Source organism: Rhizobium sp. WW22 (genome assembly GCF_047041135.1).
Lineage (GTDB): Bacteria > Pseudomonadota > Alphaproteobacteria > Rhizobiales > Rhizobiaceae > Rhizobium.
The window spans coordinates 2,099,742-2,121,585 of record NZ_CP178198.1 but is presented as its reverse complement, the minus strand read 5'-3'; the positions used below and the strand labels follow the sequence as shown (position 1 = coordinate 2,121,585).

The window sequence follows — 21,844 nt, the reverse complement described above, 5'->3', positions numbered from 1 at the left end:
CCGCCGTCGTTTGCGACCAAGGCATGACCGTTATAGGACAGTGCATGGTCTGAACGCGACGTCGGTGCGATGGTTTAAACATGGTTAACGCCTTGTTAAAGCCAATTGTGCTAGAGCGTCGTTCCATGAACTATCATGCGCGGTGAAAAGAGAGGCTCCGTTTGACTTTGGACGGTGAACTGCTCGACATAGCGTGCCGCCGGATCGCCAGTCTGGACAGGCCCGCCTACATCAAGAACAGCGAGCTTCGTTACGTCGCCGTCAACGATGCCTATGCGCGGTTCTTCGGGCACGATATCTCTGATTTCATCGGCAATCGCAGTCACGATCTTCTCGATGCCGGGGAGAGCGCCGACAGGGAAGATAGGGAGCGCCGGGCACTGGTCTTCGGTTCGGAAGAGGTGGCACTGTGCTTCGACGCATCCGGCCGTGAGCGATCGCGCATTCAGATCGAGAGTTTTTCTCCTTCGGAAGACCGCGTCTATATTTTCGGTGTGTTTCTGGAAGCGCCTGCGAGGAGACTGCATCAGGATCTCGACAATATTCTTCGCTCGATGCCGATCGGTGTTCTGATCCATGACAGCGGCTACGTCGTCGAATACGTGAATGACGCCTTCTATGACATTTTCGAATTCTCGAAGGACGAGCGCTTCGAAGGCCGCCCCTATCGGGATCTCATCGCCAAACATTATGAGCTGGCGCGTTTCGATTCCGACGGTCGCAGCATCGACGACATTTATCAGGCGCGCCTGGCGGCACTGCACAAGGCTGGCGAGCATCTGCAAACGGAAGTGAATTTTACCGACGGCAAATCCGTCATCATCGATGCGCGCCGCATCGCCAATGGGCGGACGCTGATGTCTTATACGGACATCTCCGCCGTCAAGCAGCAATTCCGCGAGATCACCGAAGCCCGGCTGGCGCTGGAGCGCCTCGGCGAGCTGATGGCGGATGCCATGCAGGCCATGTCCCAAGGCCTGCTGATCGTTCAGGACGGGACGATCATGCTGGCCAACGACCGGCTGAAGGATATGTTGAAGCTGCCAGCCGATCTCCTCGACGTCGGTAAAAACTGGTCTGCGGCCTTCGATTATTGCGCGCAACGCGGGGACTTCGGTGAGGATGCCGAGACTTTGCGGGCGTCCTGGGGGGAGAGCATTGCCGTCGGCAAGCCGATCTCCTGTGTATTCCAGATCAAAGGCGACCGCTGGATGCAACTGGACGCCGCTCTCGGCGAGCATCGCCGCTGGACCGTGGCGCTGACCGATGTCACCGAGATGAAGGAACGCGAGGCGGATTTGCAGCTGCTCCTGGCGCGCAGCAATGCCGCCGATCGCGCGAAATCCGAATTCCTGACCCATATGAGCCATGAAATCCGCACGCCGATGAACGGCGTTCTCGGCATGGCGGAACTGCTTGGCAAGACTGATCTCGATGCGAGGCAGAAGACCTTCGTCGATATCATCGTCAAGTCGGGCAATGCGCTGCTGACCATCATCAACGACATTCTCGATTTTTCCCGCATCGATACCGGCGAAATGCATCTGCGCAAGATGGCATTCGATCCCGCCGAGGCTGTCGAAGATATCGCGACCCTGTTGGCTGCGGCCGCATCGGAGAAGAATATCGAGCTGATGGTGCGCATCGCTCCCGGTGTGCCGGCGGCGATACTCGGCGATGCCGGTCGTTTTCGGCAGATCGTGACCAATCTCGTCGGCAATGCGATCAAGTTCACAGAGCGCGGCCATGTGCTGGTCGAACTGGATAGCCAGCCCTCATCGGACGACAACATATTGCTCATGCTGCGTGTCGAAGATACCGGGATCGGCATACCGGAAGAAAAGCTCGATACGATCTTCGACAAATTTTCATTGGCGGATTCGTCTTTTGCGCGGCGGCTTGAGGGCTCGGGTCTTGGTCTCGCCATCACGGCCGGTCTCGTCGATCTGTTCGGCGGTTCGCTGTCGGTGGAGAGCGAATGGGGCAAGGGATCGGTTTTTACCGTCCATCTGCCGATGCCGCTGGTTGCCGCGCGCGGCAAAGTCGCGGAGCTGCCGGCCAATGTCAGGGATGCCCGCGTCCTGATCGTGGAAGACGACGCGATCCATCGGCGCATCTTGAGCGAACAGTTGCTGCAATGGGGTTTCGACGGGCATGTCGCCGAGGATGGCAGGACCGCGCTCGCCATTCTGGAAGCTGCCTTCGATATGGGCGTGTCGGTCGATGCGATTATCGTCGACTACAGCATGCCCGGCATGAATGGCTATCAGATCGCGAGCGCATTGCGCGCCGATCCGCGTTTTTGCGCTCTGCCGATCGTGTTCCTGACGTCGATGGGCGTCGCCGGTAGCGATAGGGAATTCGCCGCCGTCAACGGCCAGGCACATCTTATGAAGCCTGTGAGGGCCAATGTGCTGCGCGGCACAATCATCGATGTCGTGCGCGCGTCGCGGCGGAAGAAACTGGGGGAGCGATTGGCTCCGGTTGAACGTCGGCTACCGATAGAGACGGAAGCCGCGGCCGCGATTGAGGCCACCGATCGGATGACGTCGGCCAAGTCAGGCAATGCCATCGACGTCCTTGTCGCCGAGGACAATGAGGTGAACCAGATCGTCTTCACGCAGATCCTGCAGGCGACCGGCCTGCGGTTTCTCGTCGTGGAGAATGGCCAGGCGGCCGTGGACGCATGGCGCCAGCTCCGGCCGTCGCTGATCCTCATGGATGTGTCCATGCCGGTCATGAATGGTCATCAGGCGACCCGCACGATCCGGCAGTTCGAGACGCAGGCCGGGCAGGGATGGCATGTTCCCATCGTCGGGGTGACCGCGCAGGCCCTGGATGTCGATCGCATGATGTGCATGCAGTCGGGCATGGACGATTGCATATCCAAGCCGATCAGCCCCGAACTCCTTGAGACGAAGATCCAGCAATATCTCGGTGATATCGTTTTCCGGGAGGATCGGTCCAAGAACTAGGGTTCCGATCTTTAGACTTGAGCGCATGGCTGAATGCGGCCTTTGTGCAATCGCAACCGTCGCAGCCATCAGCCATCGGTGGAAACGGTAACGGCCTTCCAGGCTTCGATCTCCTGCTTGAGGCGCTCGATCCTATCAGTCACAAGTCCAAGAGCATCGCTGCCCAGCAGGAGTTGCGGTGGGGGCGTGTCGGACTCGATCAAGTCCAGAACGGCAGCCGCAAGCTTGTCGGGATCGCCGAGCTGCTTACCGCTTTTGGATTGCCGCGCCTGCCGAATCGGATCGAACAGCGCATCATAGTCCGCGATTGATCGCTCGGTCCGGACCATCGAGCGCCCGGCCCAGTCGGTCCGGAAGGAGCCGGGGCAAAGGGCGGTCACCCGAACGCCGAATGGTGCCATCTCCGCTCGCATGACCTCCGAGATGCCCTGAAGGGCGAACTTGCTTCCGCAATAATAGGCGATGCCGGGCATGGTGATCATGCCGCCCATGGAGGTGACGTTGACGATGAAGCCGCTGCGCCTTTCGCGGAAGCGCGGAAGGAAGGCCTTCGCGACCGCAACGGCACCGAAGACGTTCACGTCGAACTGGCGCCGCATCTCCTCAATGGGCGACTCTTCAAGAATTCCCTCGTGGCCGTAGCCGGCATTGTTGATTAGCACGTCTACCAATCCATGATCTTCCTCCGCCTGCCGAACGACATCCGCTATGCGGTCGAACTCCGTCACATCGCACAGGACGGGTCGTACTGCCGGCAAGCGTTCTGCCAGGGCTGCCCGCGACTGTTCCGAGCGGATGGTGCCGATAACCTTGTGGCCATTCCGGATCGCGGCGGCTGCAATTGCGAAGCCGAAGCCCGAATTCGCTCCGGTGATGAAAAAAGTCTTCTGTGACATGGTCGAAATCTCGTCTTGATTGCTTGATGCCTATGACAGATAATCTTCGAAATCATCGCCTGCGATTGCAAAAACTATGGATATCTTGCCAAATCCTATGAAACAGAGCGATGAGGGTTCAAAGCGCCGGGAGTTGGTAGAGCTGGCAGGCCGTCTTGCGCCCGGCCAGGGATACAATCCAACGGCGCTTGCCGGTGTCCGCATTCTCAGGACCGAAGCGATCCTTCATGATGTTCCCGTGCTCTACAAACCTGGCGCGGTCTTCGTCCTGCAGGGCCGAAAGCAGGGCATGCTTGAAGGCGAGGTCTATCTCTACGATGAGCAGCATTATCTGGCCGTGTCGGTGCCCGTTCCGTTCCGGATGGAATCGTCAGCCAGCGTCGAACGCCCTTTGCTTGCTGTTTATCTCGAGTTCGATATGCTTCTCGCTGCGGAGATCGCCTCGGACGTAGGGGCGAGACAGTCCGGAGCAGCGACCGGCAAAGTGAGAAGCCTGATATCGAGCAGAATGGAGCCGATAATCGAGGATGTCTTGCTGCGTTTGCTGCGGGCGCTCAGCGATCCTGTTGAGCTCGCGGTTCTGGGAACAGGCATCCTGCGTGAGCTGCACTACCGGGTTCTGGTCGGCCCGCAAGGCGGAGCGATGATCTCAGCTCTTCAGCAACAGGGCATTTCCGGGAAGATCGTGCGAAGTCTGACCCGATTGCGCGAAGCCTATAATTCCGAGATTTCGGTTGCCGCGCTGGCGCGTGAGGTGGGGATGAGCGTTCCCTCCTACCACGTCCATTTCAAAGCCCTGACGGGCAGCAGTCCGATGCAATATGTGAAGGCGATGCGGCTCCACGAGGCGCGGTTGATGATCGCGCGTCGGGACAAGACGATCGCGGAGGTGGCGGCATCGGTCGGCTATGCCAGTCCTGCTCAGTTCAGCCGAGACTTCAAACGGCACTTCCGGCGGACGGCCTCGGAAGAGGCCAAGTGGGTTCGCCAGCATCTTGGCGAGCTCATCTGAATCTCACGAGATGGTTGCCGCCTGGCCTGTACATCGGCCTCAGGCCGGCTTGATGCCGCAGAGCATTTCGCGCTTGCCGGCGAAGCCTTGGCGTCGTTCCACCACAAATCCTGCCGCCTGCAGGTTTCGTCGTACGAAGCCAGCCGCCGCATAGGTGGCGAAGGTGCCGTTCGAAACCGTCTTATCGTGAAGCGTCTGCATCAGTTCCGGCGACCACATGTCGGCATTGCGAGAGGGTGCGAAACCGTCGAGATACCAGGCGTCAAAGCCCTGTTCGGCGCGGCTGACACCTTCGAGAGCCGGACCGCAGACGACGCTGAGGCATGTATGCGCATCGAGCCTCAGGGACACGACACCCTGCGGCTTGTCCGGCCACGCGGCGGCAAGCGCCTGGCGCTCCCTGTCAATCTCGGGCCAGTGCGACAAGGCACGGTCGATTTCCTCGGCCCGCATCGGATAGAGTTCGAAGGACATGAAGTGCAGGTTTGAACCGGGGGCAGCCTTCTGCCGCCACTGGCGCCAGGTTTCGCAGAAATTCAGGCCGGTGCCGAAACCGAGTTCACCGATGAGAAAATCCTGCCGTCCCTGCCAGCGGCCGGGAAGGCCATTGCCGGCCAGGAAGACATGGCCGCATTCCAGCCGGCCGTCGGTCTGGCAATAAAAATGGTCGCCAAATGCGGTCGAATAGGGCATATCGCCGTCGCGCCATTCGAGCTCCGCGCTTGCTGCAGACGTTTCGGACGCCTTGGTCCGATCGGAAACTGGATTTGTCATGGAAAGAGCCGATAATCCTCCAAGACCTGCCGGTCAATCGTTCGTCGATCTGCTGATCGTCGGCGGCGGGATCATGGGGCTATGGGCGGCCGTTCACGCCGAGCGTCTTGGTATCCAAGCGCTGCTCGTCGAAGCTGGCCGTCTCGGGCAGGGGGCGAGCGGTGGCCTGCTTGGCGCGCTGATGCCGCACATGCCGGATAAATGGTCGGACAAGAAGCAGTTTCAGTTCGATGCGCTTGTCGCACTTGAGGAAGAGATCTCGGCCCTGGAAGCGGAGACCGGTCTTTCGGCTGGCTATCGCCGCGCCGGCCGGTTGATTCCGCTGCCGAAACCGCATCTTAGGCAGATCGCGCTTGGCCATTCCCATGATGCGGAAACGCATTGGCACCATGGGGATCGGCAGTTTCACTGGCATGTGCTGGATGCGGCGCCCGTCGAAGGCTGGGTCGAACCTTCAGCCGGAGAAAGCGGATTTGTCCACGATACACTGGCGGCCCGCGTCGCGCCGCGCGCGTTTCTGGAGGTCCTGCGGAGGTTTCTCGCAGCGGCACGACATGTTCGGCTTTGCGAGGGCGTTACCGTCGAGAATATCGATCCGGAGCGGGGCATTGCGCGTTCAAGCGATGGCGACATTCGCTTCGGCCGTTGCATCCTTTCTGCCGGTTTTCGCTCGTTTCCGATCCTTGATGAATTGACGGAGGGACGCAAAGCCTCGCTCGGCCAACCGGTCAAAGGGCAAGCGGCGATGCTGAAGGCCGATGTCGACGGCGACATGCCTGTTATCTTCCGCGATGGCCTCTACATCGTTCCGCATGAGAATGGATTGGTCGCGGTCGGCAGCACGAGCGAGAACCGATTTGACGATCCCTTATCGACGGACGGGCAGCTCGATAACTTGCTCAATGCGGCGCGCATCATGGCGCCGGTGCTGGCTGGCGCGGACGTCGTTGAGCGTTGGGCGGGCTTGCGTCCGAAGGCTGTGGATCGTGATCCGATGGTGGGGGCGCATCCCGATCATCCCTCGCTGATTGCCCTGACTGGTGGCTTCAAGGTGAGCTTTGGGCTGGCGCATAGGCTCGCGGAGGCGGCGGTGCGTGAGGGGGTGGGCACACCCGGTTGCTTCAACTTGCCGCCGAGTTTCACTTTAGCGAGTCATATTTCAGTCATATCACATAAAACGTGAATTCAAGCCTCTTTCGGGTCGTCAATCTGTCACGCAAATCACCTATCTCCTTGGCGATCGGTGCCGGTTCGGTCTGCCTGACGTTACGCCCTGGAGGAATTTTATGCGGTATGCCATTTGCTTCACACCGTCTGCGAGCGATCCGCTGACGCTTGTGGCGGCGAATTGGCTCGGCCGCAACGTCTATTCCGGCGAGATGGTCGATCCGCCGGCGGTCCGTGGGCTTGGTATCCATGAGATCGCCTTCTACACCGCGGTTCCGCGCCGCTACGGCTTCATGGGAATTTTAAAGGCGCCGTTCCGGTTGGCCGAGGATATGTCCGAGGCGGGGCTGCTGCGCGATCTGATGCGGTTCTCCGGCACGGTCGCGCCCTTCGAAATCCCGAGGCTTGAGGTCGCGCGGCTCGGCGGCGCGCTGGGCCTCGTTCCCTCCGCTCCAAGCCAGCAGATGCATTTCCTGGCGGCATCGCTGGTGCAGACCTTCGATCAATACAGGGCTCCCTTGAGCGAAGCCGAAATAGAGCGCATCGATCCGGATGGCCTGTCGGCGACGCAATTTGCCAATCTGCATCGCTGGGGGCATCCCCACGTCATGGACGAGTTCCGCTTTCAGATGATGCTGACGGGTACGGTAAGCCCCGCCGACATGGCGCGCATCGAGCGTGCGCTGCGCGATTTCTTCGAGCCTGCCTTGGCTGCGCCCATCCCCGTTTCCAACATCGCGCTCATGATGGAAGAAGGCGCCGGCGGTCCCTTCCGGGTACACTCGCTGCATCCGATGGGAAAGGTCAGCGCCCGCAAGATCGCCTAGATTAGCGGATGGCGTTCACGCCAATACCCCCGCTTTGAAGCGAAAGTGATTTTCCCACTTTCCGTCTCGACTTTCGCGGCGTGGATGCTACCGTTCCGCGATCAGAGAAGGTGCTTCAATGTCGGAAATCTATCCCCGTAATCTTATCGGCTACGGCCGCCACACGCCGGATCCGAAATGGCCTGGCGATGCCCGCATCGCGGTGCAGTTTGTGATCAATTATGAGGAGGGCGGGGAAAGCTGCATTCTCGACGGTGATCCTGGGTCGGAAAACCTGCTGTCCGAGATCGTTGGCGCGGCCTCCTGGCCGAACCAGCGCAATCTCAATATGGAATCGATCTACGAATATGGCTCGCGTGCCGGCTTCTGGCGGCTGTGGCGCATGTTCAACGAACTCAAGGTTCAGGCGACGGTCTATGGCGTGACGCTGGCCATGGCGCGCAATCCGGAAGCGGTTGCCGCGATGAAGGAAGCCGGCTGGGAAATCGCCAGCCACGGCTATCGCTGGCTGGAATACAAGGATTTCTCCGAGGATCTGGAGCGCAAGCACATTCTCGAAGCCGTACGGCTGCATACCGAACTCACCGGCGAGCGGCCCTACGGCATGTACCAGGGCAAGCCGTCCGACAATACGCTGCGGCTCGTCATGGAGGAGGGCGGTTTCCTCTATTCCTCCGATTCCTATGCCGACGATCTGCCCTTCTGGGTCGATGGTCTCAACGGCAAGCCGTTCCTGATCATCCCCTATACGCTTGAGACCAACGACATGCGCTTTGCGACGCCGCAGGGCTTCAATTCCGGTGACCAGTTCTTCACCTATCTCAAGGATGCCTTCGACACGCTCTATGAAGAGGGCAAGCATGGTAGCCCGAAGATGATGTCTGTTGGTCTGCACTGCCGTCTCGTTGGCCGCCCCGGTCGCGCCGCCGCCCTGCGCCGATTCATCGAATATGTGCAGAAGCACGACAAGGTCTGGATCCCCAAGCGCATCGAGATCGCCAACCACTGGTATGAAAATCACCTTCCCGGGGGCGCGCGCTGATATGATCTCCCGGGACGATTTTGTCGGCCGCTTCGGCGGTGTCTTCGAACATTCGCCTTTCGTTGCCGAGCGCGCCTATGATGCCGGCGCCATAGTCGAGCCGCTGACCTCCGGCGGCGTGCACGCTGCGCTGATTCGGGCCTTCCGTGCCGCCAGCGAAGCGGAGCGACTTGGCGTGCTGCGGGCACACCCCGATCTCGCCGGCCGGCTGGCGATTGCCGGTCAGCTGACCGAGGATAGCCGCAAGGAGCAGGCCGGTGCCGGGCTCGACCGGCTGACCTCCGAGGAACACGCCCGGTTTACCGAACTCAATGCTGCCTATGTGACGAAATTCGGCTTTCCGTTCATCATCGCGGTCAAGGGGCTTGGCAAGGACGATATTCTTGCCGCCTTCGAGACGCGTGTAGATAATAGCAGGGATGCGGAGTTTGCGACCGCAGCAGCTCAGGTCGAAAAGATCGCCTTACTGCGTCTGCAATCCATGCTGCCTGAAGCCTGACGTATAGCCTCAGGGCTGCGTCCTTCCTGCGTCTGTCCCAGCGCGGGTTTTCCCATTGAGGTACGCGCTATTTTTCGATCTACTCATGGCTTAGTATCCGCTTGGCAGGATACTAAGCCATGGGGCCACGGAACGCATTGGACAGAGATAGAAGCGGATGGATGATTGGTGACGCCAAGAGGCGCGTCATCGTACCGGAATCGGGTATTGCTGGCGGAGGAAAGCCAGCATGAGCCTGGATCGACTGATTACCTACCTCGAACGCATGCAGGAGGCTGCATCCGAAACCGGCCATTTCCTTAGGGAAATCAATCAAGTGACATTCTCCAAGAATGTCGAGAAGCAGCGCGCCGTCGGCATGAATCTTCTGTTGATCGGCGAGGTTGCTACACGCATTGCCGAGGACCATCCGGAGTTTGTTGTTGACCATCCGGAGCTGCCTTGGCATTTGATGCAGGACTTCCGGAATCGGATTGCGCAAGGGTATGTCGACATCGAGTTGGCGGCCCTGTGGGATATCGCTCACAAATCTCTTCCGGAGTTGCTCCTGCAACTGGACTCCATTCGCCACTGGCGAGCGGAGGGCGAATAATCATTCAATGACACAGCATCTCGATATCAATCCTTTGACAAAGGCCGCATTCGCGCCGTTCGGCGATGTCATCGAGGCCGATCCAGCAACCATGCGGTACATCAATGGCGGCACGACCGAGCGTTTTCATGCTTTGTCCAGCGCCGAGGCTATCGGAGAGGGTGCGCGGGTTATCCTGAACCTCTTTCACGGCCAGCCGCGGGCTTTTCCCTTCTCGATCGACATGATGGAGCGCCATCCGTTCGGCAGCCAATGTTTCGTGCCGCTGAACGGCCGTCCGTTCCTCGTCGTCGTCGCAGAGGATGAGGGCGGCAAGCCCGGCAGGCCGAGGGTTTTCCTGGCGCGCGGCGATCAGGGCGTGAATTACCGGGTCAATGCCTGGCATTATCCGCTGATGGCACTCGACGAGCCAAGCGATTTCCTTATCGTGGATCGCGATGGGCCTGGAAACAATTTGGAAGAGTACTTCTTCGACACGCCCTTCATCATCGGAGCACCGACGCTATGACCGGACTGACCACCCATGTGCTCGATACCGCTCTCGGCAAGCCGGCCGAAGGCTTGGTGATAGATCTCTTCAGGATCGACGGCGATGCCCGCAGGCATTTGAAGACGGTTACGACCAACTCGGACGGTCGCGTGGATGGTGGTCCAATTCTGATTGGTGACAGCTTCGTTGCAGGCACTTACGAGTTGCTGTTTCGGGCCGGGGACTATCTGCGTGCCAGCGGCAACAAGTTGCCGGAGCCGGCTTTCCTCGATCTCGTGCCGATCCGCTTCGGCATCGCCGATACGACGGCGCATTATCATGTGCCGCTGTTGATCTCGCCCTACGGTTATTCCACCTATCGCGGGAGCTGAGACATGCGCTTTGCAGCCATTGCGGACATCCACGGCAATCATTTAGCGCTCGAGACAGTGCTTGCCGATATCCGCCGGCAGGGCATCACCAATATCGTCAATCTGGGCGATTGCTTCAGCGGCCCGCTTACCGCGGGCAAGACGGCGGACATGCTGCTGGAATTGAATGCGCCGACGGTGCGCGGCAATCACGACCGCTATCTGATCGAACTGGCGCCGGAGGCGATGCATGTTTCAGATCGGGCAGCGCATTCTGAATTGACGGAACGTCACCTTGAATGGCTGCGCGCCTTGCCGGTCAGCACAGTTTATCTGGATGAGGCTTATCTCTGCCACGCGACACCGGCTGATGACAATGTCTATTGGCTCGAATCCGTCTCTACGGACGGTCAGGTCTATCTGAAGCCGCTGGAAGAGATCGAGGCGCTGGCTGCCGGCATCGATTTTCCGCTTATCCTGTGCGGGCATACCCATATTCCGCGTGCCGTCAGGCTTTCCGATAGGCGCCTGATCGTCAATCCCGGCAGCGTCGGCTGCCCGGCCTATGACGATGATCTGCCCTATTTTCATAAGGTGGAAGCCGGCCATCCCTTTGCTTCTTACGCCATTCTGGAAAAGACTGGTGATCATTGGCTGCCGGTCTTCCGGCAGGTCGTCTATGATCACTTGGCGATGGCGAAGCTCGCGGCGCAGAACGGCCGCGAGGAGTGGGCGAGCGGTCTTGCGACGGGCTGGTTGCGTTAGAAATCAGCCAGAATCGACCGATCCACGGCCTTGATGTCCCGCTTGCCGCAGAGGGCCATGGAAATATCCAGCTCCTTGCGGATGATCTCGAGTGCGAGCGTCACCCCTTCCTTGCCCATGGCGCCGAGGCCATAGAGGAAGGGGCGGCCGATGAAGGTGCCCTTGGCGCCGAGTGCTACGGCCTTGAGCACGTCCTGACCTGAGCGTACGCCGCCATCCATATGCACCTCGATCTTGTCGCCGACGGCATCGACGATCCGCGGCAGCATGCTGATGGAGGAATGGGCGCCGTCAAGTTGCCGGCCGCCGTGATTGGAGACGATGATGGCATCGGCGCCAGTATCGACGGCCGCTTTTGCATCCTCGACATCGAGAATGCCCTTGATGATCAGCGGGCCACCCCATTGCTCCTTGATCCAGGCGACGTCGCTCCAGGAGAGCTTGGGGTCGAACTGCGAATGCGTCCAGTGCGACAGCGTCGTCATGTCGGAAATATCCTTGGCATGGCCGATGATATTGCCGAAGGAGCGGCGCTTCGTCTTCAGCATGCCCATGCACCAACCCGGTCGCATCGCCATCTGCCAAAGGTTTTTCGCCGTCATTTTCGGTGGAGCCGACAATCCGTTACGAATATCGTTGTGGCGCTGGCCGAGGATCTGTAGGTCGGCGGTCAGCACCAGCGCCGAGCATTTTGCCGCCTTGGCGCGATGGATGAGATCGAGGACGAAATCGCGATCCTTCATCACGTAGAGCTGGAACCAGAAGGGCTGCTTCGTCACCGAGGCGATGTCCTCGATCGAGCAGATGCTCATGGTCGACAGTGTAAAGGGTATGCCGAATTCCTCGGCCGCGCGCGCGGCCAGAATCTCGCCATCGGCGTGCTGCATGCCAGTCATCCCTGTCGGCGCCAGCGCCACCGGCATCGAGGCCTTTTGGCCGACCATCGTGGCCGCCAGCGACCGGTCGGAAATGTCGACGAGGACGCGCTGGCGCAGCTTGATCTTGGCGAAATCCGCCTCGTTCGCCTCATAAGTCGACTCCGTCCACGAACCGGAATCGGCATATTGGAAGAACATTTTCGGCACGCGCCGCTGCGCGAGCGTCTTCAGTTCGGCGATGGTCAGCGGCGCGGTCATGGCTCTTTGCCTTCTGAATAGTTATACGGAGGTGGGTTCGGATTGCCTCATTGCAGGGTCGATTTCATCGGCTGTCCGGCGACATAGGTCTCGACGACGGCGCGGTCGTCACCCATGGTCTGCAACAGGAACAGTTCTTCGGTGAGGCTTTTCGTCACCTCCATCTTCAGCGCCATGGCCGGGGTTGCGGCTGCGTTGAGGACGATGAGATCGGCTTCGGTTCCGGAGTCGAGCGTGCCGATCTTATCGACGAGGGAGAGAGACTCGGCATTCCCACGGGTCATGTAATAAAAGCTCTCCAACGGGTTCAGCCGCTCGCCGAGCAGCTGCTGGATCTTGTAGGCCTCGTCCATGGTGCGCAGCATGGAATAGCTGGAGCCGCCGCCGATATCGGTGGCGACACCGATGCGAATGGGTTTCTCGCGGCGAGCCAGCGCCTTCAGCGGGAAGAGGCCGGAACCGAGGAAGAGGTTTGAGGTCGGGCAATGCACGGCGACGGCACCGGCTTCGCTCATCGCGTCGGCTTCGCGCTCGGAAAGATGGATCGCATGGCCGAACAGGCTTTTCGGTCCAAGTAGACCGTAATGCGCGTAGATATCGGTGTAGTCGATCGCGTCCGGATAAAGCTCGCAGGTAAACTTGATCTCGTCGTGGTTCTCGGAAAGATGTGTCTGGATATGCAGATCCGGGAATTCGCGGGCGAGCGCGGCCGTTGCCTCCATCTGCGCCGGCGTGGAGGTGATGGCGAAGCGTGGGGTGATGGCGACATGGTTGCGGCCCTTGCCGTGCCAGTCAGCGATCACCTGCCGGGTCTCGTCATAGCCCATCTCGGGCGTATCGAGCAGGCCCTGCGGGGCATGGCGATCCATCATCACCTTGCCGCCCACCATGCGCATGTTGCGGCGCATGGCTTCGGCAAAATAGGCGTCGGCGGAGGTCTTGTGCACAGAGCAGTAGGCGACGGCCGTTGTTGTGCCGTGGCGGATCATCTCGTCATAGAAATGCGTGGCGATACGCTCCGCATGCGCACTTTCCACGAAGCGGCATTCCTCGGGGAATGTATAGGTGTTCAGCCATTCCAGAAGGTTGGCGGCGTAGGAGGCGATTACCTGCATCTGCGGGAAATGTAGGTGCATGTCGATGAAACCCGGCAGGATCAGATGCGGCCGATGGTCGATTTCGGTTGCACCTTCCGGCGCCTGCGCTTTGATTTCGGCATAGCGGCCCGTCGCGACGATCAAGCCGTTTTCGATCAGTAGCCCGCCATCGCTTTCATAAGCGTAGCTGTCGGTATCATCGAGGCTTTGCGGCAGGCGCTTGAAGGAAAGCAGGCGGCCGCGCAGAAGGGTGGTCATTGGCTCTTTTCTCCGATGGAGCTTTCGAACCAGGCGACCAGTAGCTTGCGTTCCTCCGGCGTGACGTCGGTGACGTTGCCGGGCGGCATGGCATGGCTGCGGCCGGCCTGGATATAGATCTCCCGGGCATGCATAGCGATTTCCGCGTCATTTTCCAGCGTTACGCCCTTCGGCGGGCGGACAATCCCCTCATAGACGGGTTCGGCCGCATGGCACATGGAACAGCGCGTCGAGACCATCTGCTTGACCGCTGGGAAATGGGCGTCGGAGGCGAATTGCTGGAAGGCGGGAGCGACTGCGTTCGCTTCCTTCTCGCCAGTCAGCACCTTGGGAACGGTGGAGAGCCACATGATGACGATGAAAAGGACTATCGTGACGATCCAGGTCCAGGTCGGGCGGCCTTTGCGCGCATGCGTGGTGTTGAACCAGTGACGGATGGTGACGCCCATCAGGAACACCAGCGCTGCGATTATCCAGTTGAACTGCGTGCCGAAGGCCAGCGGATAGTGGTTCGACAACATGAAGAAGATGACGGGCAGCGTCAGGTAGTTGTTATGGAGTGAGCGCTGCTTAGCGATGCGGCCATATTTCGGGTCCGGCGTGCGGCCGGCGATGAGGTCGGCGACGACGATCTTCTGGTTGGGGATGATGATCATGAAGACGTTGGCAGACATGATCGTCGCGGTAAAAGCACCGAGATGCAGGAAGGCGGCGCGGCCTGTGAAGAGATGCGTATAGCCCCAGGCCATGAAGACTAGGACGGCATAAAGCACGGTCATCAGCCCCCAGGTGTTGTTGCCGAGCGGCGACTTACACAGCAGGTCGTAGATGATCCAGCCGATGGCGAGCGACGCCAGCGAAATCAGGATCGCGACGGGAACGCTGACATCGAGCACGTGGCGATCGATGAGGAAGAGGTTGGCGCCGCCGTAATAGACGATGCACAGCATCAGGAAGCCGGATAGCCAGGTAAAATAGCTCTCATATTTGAACCAGGTCAGGTGCTCCGGCATCTGCGCGGGAGCCACGAGATATTTCTGGATGTGATAGAAACCGCCGCCGTGAACCTGCCATTCCTCGCCATAGGCGCCGGGCGGAAGATGCGGGCGCTTCACCAGTCCGAGATCGAGCGCGATGAAGTAGAAGGACGAACCGATCCAGGCAATGGCGGTTATGACGTGGAACCAGCGGGCGGCAAAGGCCAGCCATTCCCACGCTATGGCGTATTCATACATTCAGTTCCCCTTTTTCTTCCTCCGACTCGATACCTTGCAGAATGTTGAGAGCGGATGGAAGAGGGGTGTTTGATGTGCCGGTAAAAAGCAGCGGTCTTGTCTAGTGTCCGGGGCGCATTAGATCAGATTATGGCAGTTATTTAATAGAATGCCATTGGCTGCTTGGAGCGGGCCGTGTCCGCGGCGGCCGTCTATTTTTTCGACGGAGAATTGCCCATGCGTGGTATTCTGGCGTTCGTATTTTTTCTTCTCTCCGCAGCCTTTGCTCTGGCGCACGAGGCGCCCTCCGGCTGGTCCTACGACCCTTATTGCTGCAATGGCGACAGCAAGACGGGCGATTGCGAGATGATTCCGTCGCGCACCGTCACCATCGTGCCCGGCGGCTATCGAGTGACGCTCAATCCTGGCGACCATCGCTATGTAACGCACGCGCATATCTTCAATCTGCCGCAGGGTAAGACGATGCGCTCCCCGGACGGAGCCTATCATCTCTGTCTGTTTCCGGACGAGAACACCCCGCGTTGCTTTTATGCGCCTGACATGGATTACTGAGCGCTATTCCAGCGGCATGCCGAATTCGCAGAGGAGCCAATCCCTGAAGGCGCGGATTCGCGGCGTATGACGCCTGTTTTCCGGATAGGCGATCCAGTAGTCCGTATTGTCGGACGAAAGAATATCAAAGGGTTGGATCAGCCGGCCAGAAGCGAGATCATCCGCATAGAATTCCGGGGTCAGGATGGCGACGCCCTGACCGGCCAATGCCGCGCTCGCCTCGAAGGACTGGGCGCCGAGCCTGCTGCGCGGCCGGCCCTGAAGGCCAGGGTCTGGAACACCGGCTTCCTGAAACCATTGAGCCCACCATGGGTCGCCTGCGTCGATGATGCGGAGCTTCAGAAGGTCTGCCGGTTCGTGTATGCCGCCGATCGTCTCCGCAAGCGCCGGGCTTAGCATCGGCGTAAAATAAACCTTCATCAGCAGGTGCGCACGTAGTCCCGGCCATTCGCCACGCCCGTGGCGGATGGCGATGTCGGCGGACTCCCGGGCGAAGTCTATGATCGAGCCCGAGGTATCCAGCCGGACAGCGATATTGGGATGCTTCAGCTGAAACGAACCGAGATGACGGGCCAGCCATTGCGAGGCGAAGGTGGGGGTCGAATGGATGCATAGCGTCGTTTCGACTTCGCCTCTGATCGAAGTCATGGCCTCCTGCACCATGGCAAAGGCTTCCGACACTTTCGGTGCAAGCTGTTCTCCGGCCTTGGTCAACAGAATCTGCCGCGGGCGGCGCAGGAATAGCGGCTCGCCCAAAGTCTCTTCCAGCAGCTTGATCTGATAGCTGACCGCCGTCTGTGTCATGCCAAGCTCTTCGCCGGCCCGCGTGAAACTGCCGTGCCGGGCGGCGGCCTCAAAGACGCGGAGCGCATTCAGCGGAAAGCGCATGGACAATTTCATGGATAAGTTCTCTTTATGTATGCAGACGATAGTTCGATTGGAATTTCAGCATTTTTCGCGCCAGACTGCAATTCATATCATTGATCTAACTGAGGTATCGTCATGGATTGCTATGTCGTGGAACAGGTGGAAACCGCAAGGCCAAGCATTCTGGCTCGTCTTCTGGAATCGGTGACGCAGGCCTTTGTCAGCCACGCGGAGCCGTCGCCGCATCTCGATCTTGATGAGATGTCGGACCGCCTGAAGCGGGACCTTGGATTTCTTGATGGGCGGGAGCCGCGTTATGAAGACTGCCGACTGTTGTAGGGGGTAGGGAGTGAAAGCCCAGAGAAGGACAATCACATCCCCTTCAGCCGCTCGACCGCCATGAGCACCCGTTCCGGTGTCGCCGGCGCATCGAGGCGCGGGCAGATGCGATAATCCGCGACGCTGGCGACCGCCATCGATAGTGCCTCCAGCACCGAGATCGGCAGCATGAAAGGTGGCTCGCCCACGGCCTTCGAGCGGCCGATGGTGGCCTCGGTATTTTCGGACCATTCCGCCAGCCGCACATTGAAAATCTTCGGACGGTCGGAAGCGAGCGGGATCTTGTAGGTGGACGGCGCGTGGGTGCGCAGCCGGCCCTTCGCATCCCACCAGAGCTCCTCCGTCGTCAGCCAGCCCATGCCCTGCACGAAGGCACCTTCGACCTGGCCGATATCGATCGCGGGGTTGAGGGAGCGACCGACGTCATGAAGGACATCGGCGCGGTCGATCAGGTATTCGCCCGTCAACGTATCGATCGACACTTCCGAGCAGGCGGCGCCATAGGAGAAATAATAGAAGGGCGTGCCGCGGCCGGCCTTGCGATCCCAATGGATCTTCGGCGTCTTGTAGAAGCCGGCAGCCGAGAGCTGGACGCGGGCGAAATAGGCCTGCTTGACGAAATCGGGGAAGGGGATTTCGTCTTCGCCGACACGCACGCGGTTTGGCAGAAACCGTACCTCCTCGGCACCGACACCCCATTTTTCGGCCGCGAAGGCGACGAGCCTTTCCTTGATCTGCCGGGCAGCGTCATAGGCTGCCATGCCATTCAGGTCGGAGCCGGAGGAGGCCGCTGTCGCCGATGTATTCGGCACCTTGCCTGTAGTCGTCGCGGTGATCTTCACGCGGTCGATATCGACCTGGAAACTATCGGCCAGAACCTGCGCCACCTTCACATAGAGGCCCTGGCCCATTTCAGTGCCGCCATGGTTCAGGTGGATCGAGCCATCCTGATAGATATGCACCAGCGCGCCTGCCTGGTTGAAGGCGGTCATGGTGAAGGAGATGCCGAATTTCACCGGCGTCAGCGCGATGCCCTTGCGGATGAAGCGGCTGGAACGGTTGAACTCGATGATGGCCTTGCGCCGCGCCTGATAGTCGGAACTCTGTTCCAGCTCGTCGACGATGCGGTTGATGATGTTGTCCGTGACCTCCTGATGATAGGGGGTCAGCGTCCGGCCCGAGCCCGGCTGGCCGTAGAAATTGGCGCGGCGGATTTCGAGCGGGTCCTTGCCGAGCGCGTAGGCGATCTCCTCGATCATGCGCTCGCCGCCGACCATCCCTTGCGGGCCGCCGAAGCCGCGGAAAGCGGTGTTGGAGACGGTATGCGTCTTCAGTGGCTTCGAGACCAGATGCACATGCGGGTAGAAATAGCTGGAATCCGCATGGAACAGCGCGCGGTCGGTGACGGGGCCGGAAAGGTCGGAGGAAAAGCCACAGCGCGCGGCATAGGTGGCGTCGACGGCGTGGATGCGGCCCTCGTCATCGAAGCCGACTTCGTAGTCCACGAGGAAATCGTGGCGCTTGCCGGTGGCGCTCATGTCCTCGTCGCGGTCCGGCCGGAATTTCACGGCGCAGCCGAGTTTCTTGGCGGCGACGGCGGCCAGCGCCGCAAACTGGTTGCCCTGCGTTTCCTTGCCGCCGAAGCCGCCACCCATGCGGCGCACATTGACGGTGACGGCGTTGGACGGGATGTTCAGCACATGGCCGACGATATGCTGGATTTCGCTCGGATGCTGCGTCGATGACCAGACGGCGACTTCATCGTCCTCGCCGGGGATCGCCATGGCGATATGGCTTTCGAGATAGAAGTGCTCCTGACCGCCGATGCGCATCTGCGCCTTGATGCGATGCTTTGCATTCGCCATCTCGGTTTCGGGCTCGCCGCGCTTCAGGGTCATCGGCTCGTAGACGAGCGGTGCGCCATTGGCGAGCGCGCCATCGATATCGCTCCAATGCGGCAGGTCGCGATAATCGATCTTGGCAAGACGCGCGGCACGCCGGGCGGCATCGCGGGTCTCGGCGATGACAGCGAAGATCGGCTGTCCGTGGAATTCGACCTTGGTCTCGGCAAGCAGCGGCTCATCATGCAATCCGTTGGAGCTGGTGTCGTTGACGCCGGGAATATCGACCCCCGTGAAGACCCAGACGACGCCCGGATAGGCTTTTACCGCCGAGAGATCGATGCCGGCGATCTCGGCATGAGCGCGATCGGAGAGGCCGAGCGCGCCATGCAGCAGCCCTGCGGGTTCGGGAATATCGTCGATATAATCGGCGGCTCCGGTCACATGCTTATGTGCCGAATCATGCTTCAACGACCCATGCATCGAGCCGTTGATGACCTTGCGCTCCTCGAAGGTGGATTTGTCCATGGCTCAGGCCTCCAGGGTTCCCCTTCTCCCCAGTGGGGAGAAGGTGGCCGACAGGCCGGATGAGGGGGATGCATCGCGAAGCGATGCGTGTCCTGAGACTGGATAAAAGGAAGCTTGCTCTTTGCCGTGTAACCCCCTCATCCGCCCTTCGGGCACCTTCTCCCCGAGGGGAGAAGGTGGAAGGAAGCGGCTGCCGTCATCCGGCGAAAAGTGCCGTGCCGTGCCTGAGAAATACGGTCGAATAAACCCGAAATCCGTCATCATGCCAGCACCTCGAAGCGTCTCAATTCCTGCGGCGCGCCTGATGTCTCAAGATAGAAGCGGATGAGAAGGTTCTTGGCGGTCAGCTGGCGATACTCGGCCGAGGCGCGCCAATCGGTGAGCGGCGTGTAATCGGCGTCGAAGGCGTTGCGTGCGGCCATAACGGTTGCTTCCGTCCACGGCTTACCGATCAATTCCGCCTCGACCGTGCGAGCGCGCTTCGGCGTACCGGCCATGCCGCCGAAGGCGATGCTGATATCTGCGACATTACCGGCTGAATCCAGTGACAGATGGAAGGCGCCGCAGGCGGCCGAAATATCCTCGTCGCGGCGCTTGGAGATCTTGTAGACGGCGAAATGCGCATCCTTGGCCGGATAGGGCACGAAGATGCTCTCGACGAACTCGCCGGGATTGCGGTCCTGCTTGCCGTAATCGATGAAAAAATCTTCGAGCGGCAGGCTGCGCGCCCCCGCCGCCGAGCGCAGCTTGACCGTTGCGCCGAGGGCGATCAGCGGCGGCGGCGTGTCGCCGATCGGCGAGCCGTTGGCGATATTGCCGCCGATCGTGCCCATGTTGCGCACCTGCTCGCCGCCGATACGGTTGATGAGGTTGGCAAAAGCGGGGATCTTTTCGGCGATAACAGCAAAGGCGCGGCTGTAGGTGACGCCGGCGCCGATGGTCAGACCTGCATCTTCAACGGTAATTTTCTGCAGATCGGTCAGATGGTTGATGAAGACGACCGGGTTCAGCCGGCGCATCTGCTTGGTTACCCAGAGGCCGACATCGGTCGAGCCGGCAACGACGGTCGCGGTCGGCTCGTCGGCAAGCACCTGCGCCAGTGCCGATACTGAACCGGGCACGATGAGGCGATCCTCGCCCTCGGAAATCTCGATGGTATCGCCACCCTGCATTGCCCAGAGGCGGGCGATGATATCGGCCCTGGTCTTTTCGAGCGGGTCGAAGAGCGCGCTCGGCCGCTTCTGGCTGACCTGTTCGGCGGCCTTGACGATCGGTTCGTAGCCTGTGCAACGACAGAGATTGCCCTGCAGCGACTTTTCGATCTGCGCCCGGCTCGGCTTTTCCGTCGTCAGCCAGAGGCCATAGAGCGACATGACGAAGCCCGGCGTGCAGAAACCGCATTGCGAGCCGTGGCAATCGACCAGCGCCTGCTGCACAGGGTGAAGCGTGCCATTTTGAGCTGCAAGATGCTCGACTGTGACGACGTGGGTCGCATGCAGCGAGCCGACGAAACGGATGCAGGCATTGACGGATTCATAGTACAGCCCGCCATCGATCAGCCGTCCCACAAGCACCGTGCAGGCGCCGCAATCGCCCTCGGCGCATCCTTCCTTCGTTCCCGTCAGCCGCCGGTTGAGACGCAGAAAGTCGAGCAGCGTCTCGGTGGGGCGCAGGCTGGATAGAATGATATCCTCGCCGTTGAGGATAAAGCGGATGCTGTCGCTCATGTCGTTCCCGTTTATTGTCCATTTTGCGGGGCCGGAGGCGCTCACGCGAATCCGGCCCTAACCGTCAATGGTTATTCCGCGGTCCAGCCACCGTCAATCGAGACATGCGTGCCGGTCACCTGGCGCGCCTCGTCGCTCGCAAGGTAGAGCGACAGGGCACCGATTTCCTCGGCCTTGACGAACTCATGCGTGGGCTGGGCCTTGAGGATGACTTCGTTCTTGACCTGCTCCTCGGTCATGCCGCGTGCCTTGGCCGTGTCCGGGATCTGCTTTTCCACAAGCGGGGTCAGGACGTAGCCAGGGCAAATGGCGTTCACCGTCACGCCGAATTCGGCAAGCTCGAGCGCTGCGGTCTTGGTCAGGCCTAATATACCATGTTTTGCCGCGACATAGGCGGATTTGAAGGGCGAGGCGACCAAGCCGTGCGCCGAGGCAATGTTGATGATGCGCCCGTATTTCTTCGCCTTCATCAGCGGAATGGCGGCGCGGATGGTGTGGAAGGAACTGGAGAGATTGATCGCGATGATCTGATCCCATTTCTCGATCGGGAAATCCTCGATTTTCTCCACATGCTGGACACCGGCATTGTTGACGAGAACATCGACGCTGCCGAAGGTGGAGTTGGCAGTCGCGATCAGATCGGCGATCTCGGCGGGCTTCGTCATGTCAGCCGGATGATAGATCACCTTGCCGCCGCCGGAAGCTTCGAGCTTCGCCTTGATCGCATCGATTTCCTCGGGCTTTCCGAAGCCGTTGATGACGACGTTATCGCCCTTGGCGGCGAAGGCGGCCGCGATGGCGAGGCCGATACCGCTTGTGGAACCGGTGACGACAACTGTTCTTGCCATGATCTTCTCCTTGGACAACGCAGCTTC

21 protein-coding genes are annotated in these 21,844 nt (G+C 60.1%); 12 read left to right on the top strand and 9 right to left on the bottom strand.

The window, feature by feature from the left end; all coding sequences use genetic code 11:
• Positions 1-161: 161 nt before the first annotated feature.
• Entirely contained in the window at positions 162-2,975 is a 2,814-nt protein-coding gene (locus ACK83U_RS10490) for a response regulator (RefSeq protein ID WP_112604679.1), read from the top strand.
• A 68-nt stretch (positions 2,976-3,043) separates the two neighbouring features.
• Here ACK83U_RS10490 and ACK83U_RS10485 read toward each other — a convergent pair whose 3' ends face one another.
• Complete coding sequence (locus ACK83U_RS10485; RefSeq protein ID WP_112604682.1) at positions 3,044-3,871, bottom strand: oxidoreductase; 828 nt, start codon at positions 3,869-3,871, stop codon at positions 3,044-3,046.
• Positions 3,872-3,953: 82 nt separating this feature from the next.
• Here ACK83U_RS10485 and ACK83U_RS10480 point away from each other — a divergent pair, with 82 nt between their 5' ends.
• Entirely contained in the window at positions 3,954-4,883 is a 930-nt protein-coding gene (locus ACK83U_RS10480) for an AraC family transcriptional regulator (RefSeq protein ID WP_112605602.1), read from the top strand.
• Between the two features lie 39 nt (positions 4,884-4,922).
• Here the strand turns inward: ACK83U_RS10480 and mnmD are convergent, their stop codons facing one another.
• Positions 4,923-5,657, bottom strand: a complete 735-nt coding sequence (gene mnmD / locus ACK83U_RS10475) for a tRNA (5-methylaminomethyl-2-thiouridine)(34)-methyltransferase MnmD (protein ID WP_112604685.1) — start codon at positions 5,655-5,657, stop codon at positions 4,923-4,925.
• Here mnmD and ACK83U_RS10470 point away from each other — a divergent pair.
• The 8 genes from ACK83U_RS10470 (at position 5,656) to ACK83U_RS10435 (ending at position 11,389) form a co-directional block, all read left to right on the top strand.
• Complete coding sequence (locus tag ACK83U_RS10470; RefSeq protein ID WP_112604688.1) at positions 5,656-6,840, top strand: NAD(P)/FAD-dependent oxidoreductase; 1,185 nt, start codon at positions 5,656-5,658, stop codon at positions 6,838-6,840. The two genes, mnmD and ACK83U_RS10470, sit on opposite strands and share 2 nt — an antisense overlap.
• A 103-nt stretch (positions 6,841-6,943) precedes the next feature.
• Entirely contained in the window at positions 6,944-7,651 is a 708-nt protein-coding gene (locus ACK83U_RS10465; RefSeq protein WP_112334229.1) for a DUF1045 domain-containing protein, read from the top strand.
• Between the two features lie 118 nt (positions 7,652-7,769).
• Positions 7,770-8,693, top strand: a complete 924-nt coding sequence (puuE, locus tag ACK83U_RS10460) for an allantoinase PuuE (RefSeq protein WP_112604691.1) — start codon at positions 7,770-7,772, stop codon at positions 8,691-8,693.
• Between the two features lies 1 nt (position 8,694).
• Positions 8,695-9,192, top strand: coding sequence for a 2-oxo-4-hydroxy-4-carboxy-5-ureidoimidazoline decarboxylase (uraD, locus tag ACK83U_RS10455; RefSeq protein WP_112604694.1), 498 nt, complete (start codon positions 8,695-8,697; stop codon positions 9,190-9,192).
• 229 nt (positions 9,193-9,421) lie between these two features.
• A complete protein-coding gene (locus ACK83U_RS10450) occupies positions 9,422-9,784 on the top strand; it encodes a HepT-like ribonuclease domain-containing protein (RefSeq protein WP_112604697.1) in 363 nt (120 codons plus the stop codon).
• A gap of 7 nt (positions 9,785-9,791) precedes the next feature.
• On the top strand, positions 9,792-10,292 hold the full coding sequence (locus tag ACK83U_RS10445; protein ID WP_112604699.1) for an ureidoglycolate lyase: 501 nt from the start codon (positions 9,792-9,794) through the stop codon (positions 10,290-10,292).
• Positions 10,289-10,645, top strand: coding sequence for a hydroxyisourate hydrolase (gene uraH, locus ACK83U_RS10440; RefSeq protein WP_112604702.1), 357 nt, complete (start codon positions 10,289-10,291; stop codon positions 10,643-10,645). Before ACK83U_RS10445 ends, uraH begins: the two co-directional genes overlap by 4 nt.
• 3 nt (positions 10,646-10,648) lie before the next feature.
• Positions 10,649-11,389 carry a metallophosphoesterase family protein gene (locus ACK83U_RS10435; RefSeq protein WP_112604705.1) on the top strand — a complete coding sequence of 247 codons (741 nt, stop codon included), beginning with the start codon at positions 10,649-10,651 and terminating at the stop codon, positions 11,387-11,389.
• Here ACK83U_RS10435 and ACK83U_RS10430 read toward each other — a convergent pair.
• The 3 genes from ACK83U_RS10430 to puuD are packed head-to-tail and all read right to left on the bottom strand — an operon-like array spanning position 11,386 to position 15,115.
• The gene (locus ACK83U_RS10430; RefSeq protein ID WP_112604708.1) at positions 11,386-12,525 is read right to left on the bottom strand and encodes an alpha-hydroxy acid oxidase; all 1,140 of its coding nucleotides are present in this window, start codon (positions 12,523-12,525) and stop codon (positions 11,386-11,388) included. The two genes, ACK83U_RS10435 and ACK83U_RS10430, sit on opposite strands and share 4 nt — an antisense overlap.
• A gap of 47 nt (positions 12,526-12,572) precedes the next feature.
• Positions 12,573-13,880: a guanine deaminase gene (gene guaD, locus ACK83U_RS10425; protein WP_112604711.1), complete on the bottom strand. Its 1,308-nt coding sequence runs from the start codon at positions 13,878-13,880 to the stop codon at positions 12,573-12,575.
• Positions 13,877-15,115 carry a urate hydroxylase PuuD gene (puuD, locus tag ACK83U_RS10420; protein WP_112604714.1) on the bottom strand — a complete coding sequence of 413 codons (1,239 nt, stop codon included), beginning with the start codon at positions 15,113-15,115 and terminating at the stop codon, positions 13,877-13,879. The genes guaD and puuD overlap by 4 nt, the downstream gene beginning before the upstream one ends.
• 216 nt (positions 15,116-15,331) lie before the next feature.
• On the opposite strand from puuD, the gene ACK83U_RS10415 reads away from it, so the two are divergent.
• Positions 15,332-15,667 (top strand): hypothetical protein, encoded by a 336-nt coding sequence (locus ACK83U_RS10415; protein ID WP_015340716.1) that lies wholly within the window; start codon positions 15,332-15,334, stop codon positions 15,665-15,667.
• A 3-nt stretch (positions 15,668-15,670) separates the two neighbouring features.
• Here ACK83U_RS10415 and ACK83U_RS10410 read toward each other — a convergent pair whose 3' ends face one another.
• Positions 15,671-16,567, bottom strand: coding sequence for a LysR substrate-binding domain-containing protein (locus ACK83U_RS10410; RefSeq protein WP_112604717.1), 897 nt, complete (start codon positions 16,565-16,567; stop codon positions 15,671-15,673).
• Positions 16,568-16,669: 102 nt separating this feature from the next.
• On the opposite strand from ACK83U_RS10410, the gene ACK83U_RS10405 reads away from it, so the two are divergent.
• Positions 16,670-16,873: a hypothetical protein gene (locus tag ACK83U_RS10405; RefSeq protein WP_112604720.1), complete on the top strand. Its 204-nt coding sequence runs from the start codon at positions 16,670-16,672 to the stop codon at positions 16,871-16,873.
• Positions 16,874-16,905: 32 nt separating this feature from the next.
• Here ACK83U_RS10405 and xdhB read toward each other — a convergent pair whose 3' ends face one another.
• From xdhB to ACK83U_RS10390, 3 genes are all read right to left on the bottom strand, one after another.
• Positions 16,906-19,242, bottom strand: a complete 2,337-nt coding sequence (gene xdhB / locus ACK83U_RS10400) for a xanthine dehydrogenase molybdopterin binding subunit (protein WP_112604723.1) — start codon at positions 19,240-19,242, stop codon at positions 16,906-16,908.
• A gap of 260 nt (positions 19,243-19,502) precedes the next feature.
• Positions 19,503-20,969 (bottom strand): xanthine dehydrogenase small subunit, encoded by a 1,467-nt coding sequence (gene xdhA, locus ACK83U_RS10395; RefSeq protein WP_112604726.1) that lies wholly within the window; start codon positions 20,967-20,969, stop codon positions 19,503-19,505.
• Between the two features lie 71 nt (positions 20,970-21,040).
• Positions 21,041-21,817 carry a 3-hydroxybutyrate dehydrogenase gene (locus ACK83U_RS10390; RefSeq protein WP_412474590.1) on the bottom strand — a complete coding sequence of 259 codons (777 nt, stop codon included), beginning with the start codon at positions 21,815-21,817 and terminating at the stop codon, positions 21,041-21,043.
• Positions 21,818-21,844 lie beyond the last annotated feature (27 nt).

Excerpts from the sequence above, each read along its gene's own strand:
- ACK83U_RS10390 (WP_412474590.1), bottom strand. The coding sequence starts at position 21,817 with ATGGCAAGAACAGTTGTCGTCACCGGTTCCACAAGCGGTATCGGCCTC.
- ACK83U_RS10485 (WP_112604682.1), bottom strand. The coding sequence starts at position 3,871 with ATGTCACAGAAGACTTTTTTCATCACCGGAGCGAATTCGGGCTTCGGC.
- mnmD (WP_112604685.1), bottom strand. The coding sequence starts at position 5,657 with ATGACAAATCCAGTTTCCGATCGGACCAAGGCGTCCGAAACGTCTGCA.
- ACK83U_RS10430 (WP_112604708.1), bottom strand. The coding sequence starts at position 12,525 with ATGACCGCGCCGCTGACCATCGCCGAACTGAAGACGCTCGCGCAGCGG.
- uraD (WP_112604694.1), top strand. The coding sequence starts at position 8,695 with ATGATCTCCCGGGACGATTTTGTCGGCCGCTTCGGCGGTGTCTTCGAA.
- uraH (WP_112604702.1), top strand. The coding sequence starts at position 10,289 with ATGACCGGACTGACCACCCATGTGCTCGATACCGCTCTCGGCAAGCCG.
- puuD (WP_112604714.1), bottom strand. The coding sequence starts at position 15,115 with ATGTATGAATACGCCATAGCGTGGGAATGGCTGGCCTTTGCCGCCCGC.
- ACK83U_RS10450 (WP_112604697.1), top strand. The coding sequence starts at position 9,422 with ATGAGCCTGGATCGACTGATTACCTACCTCGAACGCATGCAGGAGGCT.
- ACK83U_RS10410 (WP_112604717.1), bottom strand. The coding sequence starts at position 16,567 with ATGAAATTGTCCATGCGCTTTCCGCTGAATGCGCTCCGCGTCTTTGAG.
- puuE (WP_112604691.1), top strand. The coding sequence starts at position 7,770 with ATGTCGGAAATCTATCCCCGTAATCTTATCGGCTACGGCCGCCACACG.
- ACK83U_RS10470 (WP_112604688.1), top strand. The coding sequence starts at position 5,656 with ATGGAAAGAGCCGATAATCCTCCAAGACCTGCCGGTCAATCGTTCGTC.
- xdhB (WP_112604723.1), bottom strand. The coding sequence starts at position 19,242 with ATGGACAAATCCACCTTCGAGGAGCGCAAGGTCATCAACGGCTCGATG.
- ACK83U_RS10405 (WP_112604720.1), top strand. The coding sequence starts at position 16,670 with ATGGATTGCTATGTCGTGGAACAGGTGGAAACCGCAAGGCCAAGCATT.
- ACK83U_RS10435 (WP_112604705.1), top strand. The coding sequence starts at position 10,649 with ATGCGCTTTGCAGCCATTGCGGACATCCACGGCAATCATTTAGCGCTC.
- xdhA (WP_112604726.1), bottom strand. The coding sequence starts at position 20,969 with ATGAGCGACAGCATCCGCTTTATCCTCAACGGCGAGGATATCATTCTA.
- ACK83U_RS10415 (WP_015340716.1), top strand. The coding sequence starts at position 15,332 with ATGCGTGGTATTCTGGCGTTCGTATTTTTTCTTCTCTCCGCAGCCTTT.
- guaD (WP_112604711.1), bottom strand. The coding sequence starts at position 13,880 with ATGACCACCCTTCTGCGCGGCCGCCTGCTTTCCTTCAAGCGCCTGCCG.
- ACK83U_RS10445 (WP_112604699.1), top strand. The coding sequence starts at position 9,792 with ATGACACAGCATCTCGATATCAATCCTTTGACAAAGGCCGCATTCGCG.
- ACK83U_RS10465 (WP_112334229.1), top strand. The coding sequence starts at position 6,944 with ATGCGGTATGCCATTTGCTTCACACCGTCTGCGAGCGATCCGCTGACG.